This window comes from Streptomyces fuscichromogenes (assembly GCF_014645815.1).
Taxonomy (GTDB): Bacteria; Actinomycetota; Actinomycetes; order Streptomycetales; family Streptomycetaceae; genus Streptomyces; species Streptomyces fuscichromogenes.
This window is the reverse complement of record NZ_BMML01000008.1, coordinates 105135-118848: the sequence shown is the minus strand read 5'-3', so window position 1 is coordinate 118848 and position 13714 is coordinate 105135. Positions and strand designations below refer to the sequence as shown.

General features: G+C 72.6%; 11 protein-coding genes and 1 pseudogene. 1 reads left to right on the top strand and 11 read right to left on the bottom strand.

Annotated elements, in window-relative coordinates:
* Nucleotides 1-45: 45 nt before the first annotated feature.
* Genes IEZ11_RS19150 through IEZ11_RS19135 form a run of 4 tightly spaced genes read right to left on the bottom strand, consistent with a single transcriptional unit; the run spans nucleotide 46 to nucleotide 5452 of the window.
* Entirely contained in the window at nucleotides 46-1743 is a 1698-nt protein-coding gene (locus IEZ11_RS19150; protein ID WP_189264022.1) for an amidohydrolase, read from the bottom strand.
* A gap of 51 nt (nucleotides 1744-1794) precedes the next feature.
* Nucleotides 1795-2775, bottom strand: a complete 981-nt coding sequence (locus IEZ11_RS19145) for an ABC transporter permease (RefSeq protein ID WP_189264021.1) — start codon at nucleotides 2773-2775, stop codon at nucleotides 1795-1797.
* Nucleotides 2772-4409 (bottom strand): sugar ABC transporter ATP-binding protein, encoded by a 1638-nt coding sequence (locus IEZ11_RS19140; RefSeq protein ID WP_189264020.1) that lies wholly within the window; start codon nucleotides 4407-4409, stop codon nucleotides 2772-2774. Before IEZ11_RS19140 ends, IEZ11_RS19145 begins: the two co-directional genes overlap by 4 nt.
* Before the next feature lie 8 nt (nucleotides 4410-4417).
* Entirely contained in the window at nucleotides 4418-5452 is a 1035-nt protein-coding gene (locus tag IEZ11_RS19135) for a sugar ABC transporter substrate-binding protein (RefSeq protein WP_229713166.1), read from the bottom strand.
* Nucleotides 5453-5693: 241 nt separating this feature from the next.
* On the opposite strand from IEZ11_RS19135, the gene IEZ11_RS19130 reads away from it, so the two are divergent.
* Nucleotides 5694-6701 (top strand): helix-turn-helix transcriptional regulator, encoded by a 1008-nt coding sequence (locus tag IEZ11_RS19130; RefSeq protein ID WP_189264018.1) that lies wholly within the window; start codon nucleotides 5694-5696, stop codon nucleotides 6699-6701.
* Nucleotides 6702-6731: 30 nt separating this feature from the next.
* On the opposite strand, the pseudogene IEZ11_RS19125 reads toward IEZ11_RS19130, so the two are convergent.
* The 7 genes and pseudogenes from IEZ11_RS19125 to IEZ11_RS19095 form a co-directional block, all read right to left on the bottom strand.
* A pseudogene (locus IEZ11_RS19125) lies at nucleotides 6732-6960 on the bottom strand (F420-dependent oxidoreductase); the annotation flags it as partial.
* Nucleotides 6961-7047: 87 nt separating this feature from the next.
* On the bottom strand, nucleotides 7048-7803 hold the full coding sequence (locus tag IEZ11_RS19120; protein WP_189264017.1) for a DUF2182 domain-containing protein: 756 nt from the start codon (nucleotides 7801-7803) through the stop codon (nucleotides 7048-7050).
* The gene (locus IEZ11_RS19115; RefSeq protein WP_189264016.1) at nucleotides 7800-8414 is read right to left on the bottom strand and encodes a DUF1326 domain-containing protein; all 615 of its coding nucleotides are present in this window, start codon (nucleotides 8412-8414) and stop codon (nucleotides 7800-7802) included. The genes IEZ11_RS19120 and IEZ11_RS19115 overlap by 4 nt, the downstream gene beginning before the upstream one ends.
* A gap of 159 nt (nucleotides 8415-8573) precedes the next feature.
* Nucleotides 8574-10070 carry a CoA-acylating methylmalonate-semialdehyde dehydrogenase gene (locus IEZ11_RS19110; RefSeq protein WP_189264015.1) on the bottom strand — a complete coding sequence of 499 codons (1497 nt, stop codon included), beginning with the start codon at nucleotides 10068-10070 and terminating at the stop codon, nucleotides 8574-8576.
* Nucleotides 10071-10082: 12 nt separating this feature from the next.
* A complete protein-coding gene (iolD, locus tag IEZ11_RS19105) occupies nucleotides 10083-11960 on the bottom strand; it encodes a 3D-(3,5/4)-trihydroxycyclohexane-1,2-dione acylhydrolase (decyclizing) (protein ID WP_189264014.1) in 1878 nt (625 codons plus the stop codon).
* Entirely contained in the window at nucleotides 11957-12841 is an 885-nt protein-coding gene (iolB, locus tag IEZ11_RS19100; RefSeq protein WP_189264013.1) for a 5-deoxy-glucuronate isomerase, read from the bottom strand. The genes iolD and iolB overlap by 4 nt, the downstream gene beginning before the upstream one ends.
* On the bottom strand, nucleotides 12838-13710 hold the full coding sequence (locus IEZ11_RS19095) for a Cgl0159 family (beta/alpha)8-fold protein (protein WP_189264012.1): 873 nt from the start codon (nucleotides 13708-13710) through the stop codon (nucleotides 12838-12840). The genes iolB and IEZ11_RS19095 overlap by 4 nt, the downstream gene beginning before the upstream one ends.
* Nucleotides 13711-13714: the final 4 nt, after the last annotated feature.

Here is a 13714-nt window from a genome sequence, read left to right as displayed (position 1 = left end):
CAGGCGGACATGAGGAACCAGCCGATGCCGGGATTCCCGTGGAGCTCACCGTTCGTGGACCACTCGTCCGTCGAACACCGTGAGAACCACCTCCACATCGGTGATGTCATGGGGGTCGAGGTCGAGCAGCGGGCGGTCGAGGACGCAGAGGTCCGCGACCTTGCCGGGTTCGATCGTGCCCTTCCAGTCGTCGGCGAAGTCCTGCCAGGCCGCGTTGGCCGTGTAGGCGCGCAGCGCGTCGGCGAGCGGCACGCACTGGTCGGGGCCGCTCTGCCGGCCGCTGGCCTTGGACTGGCGCAGCATCATCGCGGCCACGCCCTGGCGCCAGTCGGGCTCGGTGATCGGCGCGTCGGAGCTGGCGCAGACGGTCACACCGGCCTCGATCGCCGAGCGCACGGGCCACTGGTAGGCCGAGCGGACCGGACCCACGACCTCGTCCATGAGGTCCGCGATGGTCCACTTGATGCCGGGGTTCATGTTGACGCCGTACCCGTGCGCTGCGAGCTTGGCCAGGCTGGCCGGGCCGACGAAGTCGCCGTGGATGACGTAGTGGCGGGCGTCGGGGCGGGGTGCCCTCTCGTCCGCGGCGAGGAAGGCGTCCACGACGGTGTCGATGGCCCGGTCGCCGGTGACGTGCACGCCGAGCTGGAAACCCGCCTCGTGGGCGAGGCGGATCATCTCGCGCAGTTCCTCCACCTGGAGCGCGGGGCTCTCGCCGTGCACGCACAGCGCGCCGTGGCCGCCGCCGGGGTAGGGATCGCGCATCCAGGCGGTGCGGTTCGGGGGTACCCCGTCGGCGAAGATCTTGACACCGATCGCGTTGAGCACGCGCGGGTCGGCGGACTCGGGACGGTCAAGCTCGGCAAGACCCTTGCGGACGTCGTCGGCGGAACCGCCCATGGGTGCGGGCAGCAGGAGCACGCTGACCCTGGCGTCGAGTTCACCCTCGGCGGCCAGCTCGGCGTACGCGGTCCAGTTGTCCGTGCTCAGGCCGCCGAACAGGGTTCCCGCGCCGCCGGGGCCGAGGCCGGGCTCGGTGTAGCTGGTGATGCCCCGGGAGTGGAGTTCGTGGATGACTCCCTGGACGGCCTCCCGACGCTGGGCGGTCGTCGGGGACGGCAGGGCCGCCTGGACCAGCCGCTGGGCGGCCTCGCGCAGGATGCCCGTGGGCTCTCCGTCGGAGCCGAGGTCGATGACACCACCGGGCGGGGCGACGGTGTCCCGGTCGATGCCGCAGGCGCGCAGTGCCGCGCTGTTGGCCCACACCATGTGCGAGGAGAAGTCGGTCAGGCAGACCGGGTTGTCCCGGGCCACCGCGTCCAGGTCCCGGCGGTGCGGGAACCGGCCCTGGTCCGAGAGGCACTCGTCGAGGTAGCCGGGGTCCCAGCCGAGGCCGACGATCCACTCCCCTGGCGACGCGGTGCGCACCGCGTCGCCGACGACAGCGGCGATGTCGTCGATCGAGCCGACCGCCGGGTGGCCCACGGCGAGGGCGAACGGCGGCTTCGTCATCCCGTACGCGGCACCGTGCAGGTGGGAGTCGTTGATTCCGGGCAGGACCGTCCGCCCGCCCAGTTCGACGACCCGGGTACCGGGTCCGATCAGCGCGCGCATCTGGGCGTCCGTGCCGACGGCGACGATGTCCCGGCCGCGCACGGCCACGCCTTCCGCGACGGTGAAGTCACGGTCGACGGTGAGGACCTGACCGCCGGTCAGGACGAGGGTGGGAGCGGTGTCGCTCACGGCGGGCCTTTCAGAGAGGAGGGGAACGAAGAAAAGCGGCGGGACATGGCGTCAGCGGCCGGTCCGTGGTGCGAGGTATGCCAGTGCGGCGCCTGCCACCAGCGCCGTGCCCTGCGCCATCTGCTGCCAGAACGTCGGCACGTTCAGCAGGGTGAGGCCGTTCTGCAGTCCGCCGAGGAAGAGCACGCCGAGCAGAACGCCGAGGATCGATCCGGAGCCGCCGGTGAGCGCGACCCCGCCGATCAGGACGGCGGTCAGCACGGTCAGTTCGAACCCGGCGCCGGAGGTGCCGGCCACCACGCTGTCCAGCACCGACGCCTTGACGGCCCCGGCCAGCGCGGCCGCCACGCCGGTGGCCACGAACAGGAGGAAGGGGGTGCGGCGGATGTTGATGCCCGACAGGTGTGCCGCCTCCCGGTTGACCCCGATGGCGAACACGTGCCGGCCGCCCGGGGCGAACGCGAGGAACAGGGCGCCCGCGACCAGGACGAGCGCCGCGATGACGACCGGCGCGGCGATCCCGGCGATCGTCGCCCCGCCCAGCCATGCGAAACCGGAGCCGAAGCCGCTCAGCGGCAGCGGGAAGAGCTGCTGGTCCAGTCCGCGTACGGCGGTCAGCATGCCGAGGGTCACGATGAACGGCGAGAGACCGAGGTAGCAGCAGAGCACACCGTTCACGGCGCCCACCGCGGCGCCCACCGCCAGCGCGCCCAGGACGGCGACGGCAGGCGACTGCCCCTCGTTCGCGAGCCTGCCCGCGACGAGTCCGCCGAGGGCGAGCGTGGAGCCGACCGACAGGTCGAGGTAGCCGCTGATGACGAGGAGCGCCAGCGGTACGGCGACGACGGCCAGGGCGGCGGCATCCGTGGCGATGCCGCTGAGGTTGGCCGGGGCGAGGAAGCTGCCGGTGGAGACCTGGAAGACCAGCACCATCGCGGCGAGGACGAGGATCAGCGGGTGGCGTCGTACGGCGGCCAGGCCGCCGGTGGCCAGGGCACGGGGTCGGAACAGGGCGGTGTCGGCGGTGGTCATGCTGCTCCTTCGGCGGGCGGGGCGAGCGGCCCCGGATCGTTGTCGGCGCCCGGGTCGGCGTGCTGGTCCGGGGCCACGTCGGCCGTGCCACCCGTGCCGGAGGCGGCCCTGTCGTGGACGGCCGTGCCGGATACGGCCCTGTCGTGGACGGCCGAGAGCAAGGCCTGCTCGGTAAGGCTCGCGCCGGAGAGTTCGCCGACCACCCGGCCGCCGGCGACGATCAGGCACCGGTCGGCGAGGGCGACGATCTCCTCGGGGTCGCTGGAGGCGAACAGCACGGCCGTGCCGCGTTCCTCCGCCAGCCCCGTCACCACCCGGTAGATCTCGTGCCGGGCGCCGACGTCCACGCCCTGGGTCGGCTCGTCGAGCAGCAGGACCTGGACCTGTCGGGCGGTGTTGATCCAGCGGCCGAGGACCAGCTTCTGCTGGTTGCCGCCGGAGAAGGCGCCCGCGGGCAGCCCCGGAAGGGCGGGCCGCAGGCCTACGGCGTCGGCCAGGGCGCCGAAGACGCGCCGCTCGGTGCCCAGCGCGCGCAGACCTCCGCGGGCGAGCGGCCGCATCGAGGGCAGGAGCACGTTGTCCTGCGCGGTCAGCGGCGGGAAGAGGGCCTGGGCCCGCCGGTCGGCCGGCACCAGGGCGATCCCGGCCGCGAGGGCCTGGGCGGGCCGGGCGGGGGCCACGGCGCGCTCCCCGAGCCGTACCGTGCCGCCGGTGGACCTGCGCCTGCCGAACAGGGTCTCCAGCAGGCGGGTACGGCCGGAGCCGATGAGCCCGAAGAGACCGACCCGCTCGCCCTCGCCCACGGAGAGGTCGACGGGGCCGAAGCCGGGGCCGTGCAGGCCCTCGACGACGAGGCGGGGCGCGGTGGCCTGGCGCGCGGAGTTCGGGGCGGGGCGCACGGTCTGCTCGTGGGGGCGGCCCGCGATGGCCGTGACGAGTTCGCCGCGCGAGAGCCCCGTCACCGACGACTGGTGGGTGACGCGGCCGTCGCGCATCACGGTCACCGCGTCCGCGAGCCGCTCCACCTCGGACAACAGGTGGGTGACGTAGACGATGGCCAGCCCCTCCGTGCGCAGGTCCTCGACCCGCCTGGCCAGGGCGTCGCTCTCGGCACCGGACAGCGCGGCGGTGGGTTCGTCCAGGACCAGCACGGACGCGCTGCGGCTGAGTGCCTTGGCGATCTCCACCAGCTGGCGCTGGCCCGTCGGCAGGTCGCCCACGCGGTCGCGCGGGGAGCAGGTGGCGGCGACCCGCTTCAGCAGCCCGGCGGCCGCTTCCTCCTGCGCGCCTCGGTCGATGCGGCCGTACCGGGTCCACTCCTGGCCGAGGAAGATGTTCTCGGCGACGGTGAGCGCGTCGACCACGCTCAGCGTCTGGTAGATGATCGCCACGCCTGCCGCGATCGACTCGCGCGGAGTGAGCCGCGCATACGGTGTTCCGCCGATCTCGATCGTGCCGGAGTCGGGTGGGAAGGCGCCGCCCAGGCACTTGATGAGGGTCGACTTGCCGGCGCCGTTGTGGCCGAGCAGGGCATGGACCTGGCCCGCGGGCACCGTGAGGTCCACGCCGGCCAGGGCTGTGACCCCGCCGAAGGACTTGGTGAGTCCGTGGACGCGGAGGTTGGGGGGCGTCATCGCGGGCCCTAGGCGTTCTGCGCGAGCAGCTGGTTGATCCTGGCCGTGTCGCCGGGGCCGACCAGGGCGATGGGCACCTCGACGCTGGGGTGGGACTTGCCCGCGGCGACCGCCCGCGGGACGTCGACGATGGCGGCCGCGATGTCGTCCGGTGCGAGGGCGGCCGAGGCCCGGTAGAAGGTGCCCTGCCTGATGGCGAGCAGGGAGGGGGCGGCGCCGTCCTGTCCGCCGACGAAGGTCTTCGCGTCGTCCGTGGACCGGCCGGCCTGCTGGAGGGCCTTGAACGCGCCGTACGCGGCGGCGTCGGTGACGCCGAGGACGAGGTTGAGGTCGGGATGCCTGGCGAGGATGGCCTTGGTCTTCGACAGGCCGGTGTCGGGGTCGATGGCCTGCTCCTGCGCCACGACGTCGACGCCGGGAGCGGCTTTGGTGAACGCGTCGATCATGCCCTTGGTGCGCTCCCGGCCCAGCTCGATGGTGCTGTCGGTGAGGAAGGCGATCTTGCCCTTGCCACCCAGTTTCTGCTGGGCCCACTTCGCCGCCGCCTCGCCGAGCAGGGTTCCGCCCTTGCTGAAGCTGAACTTGATGTCGGCGCTCTGGTGGTCCAGGGAGCCGCCGTAGGTCACCCAGATCAGGCCCGCGTCCAGGGCCTGTCGGGCGATCGGTTCGGCGGCCTCGAAGACCATCGGGAAGGACACGATCGCCGGGACCTTCTGGGTGACCCAGGTCCTGAGGTTGGTGGCCTGGGTGTCGGCGCCGGCGTTGTCGCTGGTCGTGATCAGGGAGATGCCGTGCTTCTTGGCCGCGGCCGTCGAGAGCCTGACGAGCGTGGAGTACAGCGGGAGCTGGGTGAAGGGATAGTCCAGCCCGATCTTCGTGAGGTCCTTGCCGCCCGAGGCGGACGGCTTGGCCGAGGCGGTCGCCTTCGCGGGCGCCGAACAGGCGGTGGCGGTCAGCGCCGTGGTGGCGAGGGCGCCGGCGGTCAGGGTCAGGAACCGTCTGCGGGAGGCCGTCGGCCGGCTGCTGGACGCAGGAGTGATCATGGCGGGATCTCCGAGGGGCGGGCCCGCGAGCGGCGGGCGTCCGGTGAACCAAGTGGTGTGCCGAACAGGAAAGGCCCACCGCCGTCGCGCCGCCATCCGTAGAAATACCGACCGGGTACGGTCGCCTCACCGCGCGGGGTCGATTCGGTCACAGGCCCGTGAACGCCTTGCCCCGAGAGGCCCCCCGCCCTACCGTTAGGCCCCAAACGACCTGTCGAGGTCCCGGGCCCCGGAGGCTCGCATGCTCAACCACCACCAGATCGCGGCGGCCACGCGCATCGGCATGCTCACCCGTGAACGGGACAGTGCGTCAGCACGGGCCGAAGCGCTGCGGGAACTCGCGCATGCCCTCCCCCTCGACGCGGCGACCCTGCTCGCCATCGCCCCGCTCGGCGGCGCCCATGTCCAGGTGGCGGGCATCGGCTACACTGCCGAGAACTCCGAGGCCCTGGCCGCCGAGTTCGTCGACACCCCGTGGTACGAGAACGTCGTACGGCAGGAGTTGCCGCCGTCGATCTCCGAGGACGACGGCACCCGCTTCCGGGACGGCTGGTTCTACGCCGAGCGGGTCCGCCCCTCCGGCTTCCGCGACGGGGTGACCGGTGCGCTGCGCCGGCACGGCCGGCTCGTGGGCCTGGTGCACTTGTCCACCTCGGGCGCGAACACGTACGACACGGACGCGCGACACCTGCTCGCCTCCGTCATACCGGCCCTGGCGGCCCTGGCCGATCCGCTGCCCCGCGCCGACGACCTGGAGGGCCTCGCGGAGGAGAGCGCGGCGAGCCTGGTGGCGGACGGCGGCGTGATCGACGTACCGGGCCGGGAGCGCGTACGGGCCCTGCGCAACGAGGCGTTCCAGGAGCTGCTGCGTGCCTTCACCGACACCGGCGGGCGGCGGCTGCGCCTGCTGTGGCCGGCGGACGGGGCCTGGCATCGGGTCGTACTGTGCCGGCGCCGGCCGGGACCGGGGCCGGTCACGGACGCCGTGCTGGTGATGGAGACGCCCGTCGAGCTGCCGTACGGGCTGAGCCCGCGGGAGATCGAGGTGCTCACGAGGGCGGCCACCGGACAGACCAACCAGGCCATCGCGCAGGCGCTGTACCTGTCGCCGCGGACCGTGCACACCCACGTGGAGCACCTGCTGCGCAAGACCGGTGCCGCCTCCCGGGCGGAGGCGACGGCGCTGGCGGTCCGCGACGGCCTGCTGCGCCCGGCCGCGGACCAGGTGGTCCGCTTCGTGGAACGCTGAGGCGTCCGCGGTCCGGCAGCGCCTGCGCCGTCAGGAGGTCAGTGCCTCCACCCGTCGCATCACCTCGCGGCAGAACGCCCCGACGCCGTCCGGGTCGTCGATGAACTGGTTCGGCTTGACGCAGAAGGTCGTGAATCCGCTCTCCACCTGCTCGGGGGACGGTGGCGAGGGCCGCCCCGAGATCGGCCGGCGAGCTGTCGTCGGGGAAGACCGCCTGGGTGCCGCCGATCATCTCCAGGCCGGCGATGTCGCGCCCCGCCTCGCACCCGCAACACGTAGACGTACGCCCGGCGCATGCAAGCGTGTCCCGGAGGCTGCGCTGGACACGTTCGCCGTCGTCGGCCGGTCAGCCCGGCATGCCGCCGCCGGTGAGGCCCGGGGCCAGGGCCGGGAGCCAGAAGACGGCGCCGGCCAGGGCGATCGAGGCGGCTCCGACGGCGCGGGCCACCAGGCGGCCGGCCGGAGCCAGCTTCTCGGCGGAGATCACCGCGGTCAGGACGACCATGGCCCAGAGGTTCATCACCCCGAACGCCGCCAGCAGCACCATCAGCGACCAGCAGCAGCCCAGGCAGAAGGCCCCGTGGTGGGCCCCGGCGCGCAGATCGCGCGAGGGCCCCGGGTAGGAGGCGTAGCGCAGCAGGTGGCCGACCGGTGAGCGGCACTTCGCCAGGCAGCGGTCCTTGAGGGGCGTGAGCTGGTAGACGCCGTTGACCGCGAACACGGCCGAGGCCACCACGGTCCCCGCCATGGCCGGGAGGCCCGCCGCCCGGCCCAGGCCCGCGGCCAGCGCGTACCCGGGCAGTCCGGCCGCGGCCCAGACGAGCAGGTAGGCGACCGTGAAGACGACCATGCGCGGTGTCCGGTGCACGGTGATGGTACGTGCGTACAGCGCGGCGACCGGCGCCGTGGCGGGCAGCATCATCGCGGCCGTCATCAGCGTCCAGACGGCGATGAAGGCGGGCAGGCCCACGCCCATGGTGCCCGGCATCGCAGGCATGCCGTCCGAGCGTGTCACCAGCCAGACCCAGGCGGCCGCCGCCGCGACCAGCAGCAGCGCGGCGGGACTCGTCCCGCGGCGGACGGTGACCGGACGACCGCTCACGCCGACCACGTGAAGGGCGCCGAGTGTGCGTTGCCGCCGGCGAAGTCCCAGGACCGGCCGTACACGCCGGCGCCCGTCGCCCGGGTGGACCGGGCGACGGTCAGTGTGCTGTTCGCCGGGTGGAAGATGCCGGTCAGCGTCATGACCGGACCGTCCTCGCCGAACTGCGGGGCGACCTGGTCCTGGATCTCGACGTCGATGGCGTCGCCCACCCGCGCGGCGTGGCGGCGGCCGTCGTCGCGGTAGTCGATGGGAACGCGCTCCACGCCCAGGACCTCGCCGATGAGCGGAGTGAGTGCCGCCATCGGCCCGCCGGCCTGACCGGAGAAGACCCTGCCCAGCGCCTCCGCCTGGCCGTCGTCGGCCGAGGCGTCCAGGTACAGCGCCACCTGCCAGCCGCCTTCGGCCATCACCCGGGGCGCGTCGACGAAGACGGCGACGCTGCGGCCGGAGACGTCCACGCCGTCCACGTTCCCGCTGTCCACATGGAACGCGAACGTCACCTGGCAGCGCTCGTGGTCGGCCGGTTCGGTGAGGCCCGAGGTGGTGCAGGGGCACACCACGTCGCAGTTGCAGCTCTCCAGATACGTGCCGCTCAGACTCCAGGGCATGGCGCGTCGCCTCCCGCTTCCGCGTCCCCCTCGGTGAAGGGAGTGCATCGGGAGGCTCCGTTCCGTCCCGGTGCCGCTCACCTTCAGGCTATGCCCGACGCCCCCCGCCGCGCAGATCAGCGGAGTGCGGTGGGGGCGTCGGGCATAGCCGGCCGCGGGTCAGCTGGAGGTGGGGAAGTTGAAGCCGGCGGTGACCTGCTGGGCGGGCTGGGGCCAGCGGGTGGTGACGACCTTGGGGCGGGTGTAGAAGCGGACGCCCTCGGGGCCGTGGATGGGGGAGTCGCCGATGAGCGAGTCCTTCCAGCCGCCGAAGGAGTAGTACGACATCGGGACCGGGACGGGCACGTTGATGCCGATCATGCCGACCTTGATCCGGCGCTGGAAGCGGCGGGCGGCCTCGCCGGAGGCGGTGAACAGGGCGGTGCCGTTGCCGTAGGGGTTCGCGTTGATCAGCTCGATGGCCTGGTCGAGGCTGTCAGCGCGGACGACCGCGAGGACCGGTCCGAACAGCTCCTCCTGGTAGGCGTCCATGTCGGTGGTGACGTGGTCGAGGAGGGAGGGGCCGGTGAAGAAGCCGTCGGCGTACGCGGGGTCGTCGATCTTCAGGCCGCGGCCGTCCACGACGACGGTGGCGCCCTGCGCGGCCGCGGTGCCGACCGCGTTCTCCACCCGCTCCTGGGCGGCCTTGGTGACCAGCGGGCCCATTTCCACGTCCGGCTGGTCGCCGGGGCCGACCTTCACCTCGTTCGCCTTGCGCTCCAGGATCGCCACCAGGGCGTCGGCCGTCTCACCGACGGCGACCGCCACCGACACCGCCATGCAGCGCTCGCCGGCGGAGCCGTAGGCACCGGCGGTGATGTGGTTGGCGGCGAACTCCAGGTCGGCGTCGGGCAGGACGACGGCGTGGTTCTTGGCGCCACCGAGGGCCTGGACCCGCTTGCCGTGGGCGGTGGCCTGCTCGTGGACGTACCTGGCGATGGGGGTGGAGCCGACGAAGGAGACGGCCTCGATGCCCGGGTGGGCGAGGATCGCGTCGACGGCGTCCTTGCCGCCGTGCACGACGTTGAAGACGCCGTCGGGCAGGCCGGCCTTCCGGTACAGCTCGGCGACGAAGTTCGCGGCGGAGGGGTCGCGCTCGCTGGGCTTGAGGATGAAGGTGTTGCCGGTGGCGATCGCGACCGGGTGCATCCACAGGGGCACCATCGCCGGGAAGTTGAACGGCGTGATGCCGGCCACGACACCGAGGGGCTGGCGGAAGTTGTGGACGTCGATGCCGCGGGAGACCTGGTCGGAGAAGGAGCCCTTGAGGACGTCGCCGAGGCCGCAGACGTACTCGACGACCTCCCGGCCGCGGGTTATCTCGCCGCGGGCGTCGTCGACGGTCTTGCCGTGCTCGGCGGAGATGATCCGGCCGAGCTCCTCCTCGTGCTCGACGAGGAGCTGGCGGAAGTTGAACATGACCTGGACGCGCTGCGAGAGGGAGGAGTCCTGCCAGGTCTCGAACGCGGCGCTCGCGGCCCGGACGGCGGCGTCGATCTCGGCGCTGCCGCCGAGGACGACCTGGGCCTGCTCGGCGCCGGTGGCGGGGTTGAAGACGGGGGCGGTGGTCTCGGAGGTGACCTCGGCGCCGTCGATCCAGTGCGGGATGGTGTTCACAGCGGGGTTTCCTTACAGGTAGTGGCGCTGGGTCTGCTTGTGGGCGGCGTAGGTCTCGTACGCCGTGCGGGTGGTGTCGAGGGCGGAGGTCTCGCTGACGGGGACGTCCCACCAGGCGTGGCCGGGCGGATTGGGGCCGTGCAGGTCGGTCTCGACGTGCACGACGGTGGTGCGGGTGGCGGCTTTCGCCTTCTCCATCGCGGAGCGGAACTCCTCGACGGAGGCGGCGTGCAGGACGTCCGCGCCCAGCGAGGCGGCGTTGGCGGCGAGGTCGACCGGCAGCACATCGCCGTCGAGCTGACCCGAATCGCCGTTGCGGTAGCGGTACTTGGTGCCGAAGCGCTGCGAACCGAGCGACTCCGACAGCGAACCGATCGAGGCGAAGCCGTGGTTCTGGACGAGGACGATGATGACCTTCAGGCCTTCGGAGACCATGGTGACGATCTCCTGGGCCATCATCAGGTACGAGCCGTCGCCGACGAGGACGACCACCTCACGGGACGGGTCGGCCATCTTCGCGCCGACGCCCGCCGCCACCTCGTAGCCCATGCAGGAGTAGGCGTACTCGACGTGGTAGGCCTTCGGGTCGCGGGCCCGCCACAGCTGCTGGAGGTCGCCCGGCATGGAGCCGGCCGCGTTGATGACCACGGCGCGGTCGTCCAGCACCTCGTTGAGGGCGCCGAGGATCTCGGTCTGCGCCGGGAGCGGGCTGTTGCCGACGCGGAAGCACGCGTCCTCGATCTCCCGGGTGCGGGCGATGAGTTCACGGGTACGGCGGCGGTAGGACTCGGCGACCTCCCAGCCGTCCAGGGCCCCGGCGAGGGCCTGGATGCCCAGGCGGGCGTCGGCCACCAGGGGCTGCGCCGAGTGCTTGACGGCGTCCAGGCGGGCCACGTTGAGGTTGACGAAGGCGACGTCCGGGTTGCCGAAGACGGTGTGGCTGGCGGTGGTGAAGTCGGAGTACCGGGTGCCGATGCCGAGCACCACGTCGGCGTCCTTGGCGAGCTCGTTGGCCGCGTAGGAGCCGGTGGAGCCGATGCCGCCGACCGCGTACGGGTGGTCCCAGGCCACCGCGCCCTTGCCGGCGTGGGTGTCGGCGACGGGGATGCCGGTGGCCTCGGCGAAGGCCCGCAGGGCGGTCTCGGCGCCGGAGTAGACGGCACCGCCGCCGGCGACGATCAGCGGCCTCTTCGCGTTCCTCAGCAGGCGCGCGGCCCGCTCCACGGCGGCGGGTTCCGGCACCGGGCGGCCCACGTGCCACACCCGGCGGCGGAAGAACTCGACGGGCCAGTCGTACGCCTCGGCCTGCACGTCCTGCGGCAGGGCGAGGGTGACGGCGCCGGTCTCGACCGGGTCGGTCAGCACCCGCATCGCCGCGAGGGCGGCCGGGATCAGCTGCTCGGGGCGGGAGACGCGGTCGAAGTACTTGGAGACGGCGCGGAAGGCGTCGTTGACGGTGACGTCACCGCCGCGGGTGTCCTCCAGCTGCTGCAGGACCGGGTCGGCGGCCCGGGTGGCGAACATGTCGGAGGGCAGCAGGAGCACGGGCAGCCGGTTGGTGGTGGCCAGGGCCGCACCCGTGATCATGTTCGTGGAGCCGGGGCCGGTGGAGGCGGTGCAGGCGAAGGCGGCCAGCCGGTCGCGCATCTTCGCGTAGGCGACCGAGGCGTGGACCATGCCCTGTTCGTTGCGGGCCAGGTAGTAGGGCAGGTCCGCCTCGCCCGTGGTGGCGGCCTGGAGAAGGGCCTGTCCGATGCCGGCCACGTTGCCGTGGCCGAAGATGCCCCACACGCCGGGGATCAGACGCTGTTCCTGGCCGTCGCGCTCGCTGTACTGGTGGGCGAGGAAACGGACCAGGGCCTGCGCGGTGGTCAGTCGTACGGTCTTCATCGGTTCTCTCCGAAGGGCAGCCGGTCGTCCACGTCCTGGGTGTCCCAGGTGGCCCGGACCCAGCCGTGGGCGGGGTCGTCGCAGATCAGCCAGGCGCGGTCCTGGCCGGGACCGGCCATGACGTTGAGGTAGTAGAGGTCGTAGCCGGGCGCGGCGATCGAGGGGCCGTGCCAGCCGTGCGGGATCAGCACGGTGTCGCCGGAGCGGACCTCGGCGAGCACGTCGATCGGGCGGTCCGGGGTGCCGTAGACCCGCTGGTAGCCGAAGGCCTGCTCGCCGCCGGAGACCTCGAAGTAGTAGATCTCCTCCAGCTCCGACTCGACCGGGCCGCCGTCCGGGCCGGTGCGGGCCTCGTCGTGCTTGTGCGGCGGGTAGGAGGACCAGTTGCCGCCCGGGGTGAGGACCTCGCAGACCAGGAGCTGTTCGGCGTCGAAGGTGCCGGGCAGGCAGTAGTTGTTGACCTGGCGGGAGCAGGCGCCGGCACCGCGCAGCTCGACGGGGACGTCCTCCTTGCGCCCGTACCGGGCGGGCAGCGAACCGCGCTCGGTACGGGCGGAGGGCAGTGCGAACCGGCCTCCCGTCGCGCTGCGGATCTCGGCCGTCGACTCGCGGGGGAGGTAGGCGAAGTCGGTGGCCGAAGCGAACACGCCCGTCCGGCCGGCGAGTTCGAAGGTGCTGCCGTCCGTGGTGACGGTGCACGAGCCCGTCAGCGGCAGTACCAGGAACTCGGAGTCACCGGTGGACAGGGCGTGCGTCTGGCCCGGCCGCAGGGTCAGGATCCTGAGGCCGGAGTATCCCCAGCCCGCCGACTCGGGCGTGACCAGGAGGTCATAGGGTCCGTCGGCCGAAGTGCCGGCCGGGAGATGGTACGTGCCGCTCACAGCAGGCTCACCGCCTTGTCGACGGCGCCGGCGACGTCGCCGCCCGCCGGGTAGAGCAGCGACCGGCCGACGACCAGACCCTGTGCGGTCGGCTGCCTGAGGGCCTTGCCCCACGAGACGAACGCCGCCTCCGCGTCCCGCACTTCACCGCCCAGCAACAGCGCGGGCAGGGTGGAGGCGGCGAGCACCCGCTCCATGTCCTGGACCACCGGAAGCTTCAGCCAGGTGTAGGCGGTGCGGCGGCCCAGCCCCGACGCGATGCTGACCGACTTGATCACGGCGTCGGTGGAGAGGTCGTTGCGGATCCGGCCGTCCTGCCACTCGGAGAGGAACGGCTCGACCATGGCGATGAGCCGCCGGTCGTTGAGTTCGTTGACCGCGCGGGCGGTGTCCTGGAGGACCGACGGGGTGGCGGGGTCGGTGAGGGCGATGCGGGTGAGCATCTTGCCGCCGTCGAAGCCCATGTCGGCGATGGTCTCGGCGTCGTACCCGGTGAAGCGGTCGTCGATCTCGAAGACCGATCCGGCGAGTCCGGCACGGTTCATGGAACCGAAGACGCTCTTGCCGTCGAGGACGCCGAGCAGCAGGAGGTCTTCGAGGATGTCCGCGGTGCCGAGGACCCCGGTCACCCCGGGGCGTTCCAGGGCGGTGCAGAGACGGTCGAGGAGTTCGAAGCGGTCCGCCATGGCATGCGGGTCCGCGCCGACGCCGTTGGCGCCGCGGGCGGGGTGGTCGGCGGCGATGATCATCGCCTTGCCGTGCTCGCCCAGCAGCGAGGTCGCCTTCACCCGGCGGGCGGCCGCCGCCGCGACGGCGCCGGGGTCGTGCACCCGGGCGGCCACGATCCGGCTCACGTTGTCGGACAGCACGTCG

Coding starts and splice junctions, on each gene's coding strand:
- IEZ11_RS19145 (WP_189264021.1), bottom strand. CDS start 2,775: ATGACCACCGCCGACACCGCCCTGTTCCGACCCCGTGCCCTGGCCACC.
- IEZ11_RS19140 (WP_189264020.1), bottom strand. CDS start 4,409: ATGACGCCCCCCAACCTCCGCGTCCACGGACTCACCAAGTCCTTCGGC.
- IEZ11_RS19135 (WP_229713166.1), bottom strand. CDS start 5,452: ATGATCACTCCTGCGTCCAGCAGCCGGCCGACGGCCTCCCGCAGACGG.
- IEZ11_RS19130 (WP_189264018.1), top strand. CDS start 5,694: ATGCTCAACCACCACCAGATCGCGGCGGCCACGCGCATCGGCATGCTC.
- IEZ11_RS19115 (WP_189264016.1), bottom strand. CDS start 8,414: ATGCCCTGGAGTCTGAGCGGCACGTATCTGGAGAGCTGCAACTGCGAC.
- iolD (WP_189264014.1), bottom strand. CDS start 11,960: ATGAAGACCGTACGACTGACCACCGCGCAGGCCCTGGTCCGTTTCCTC.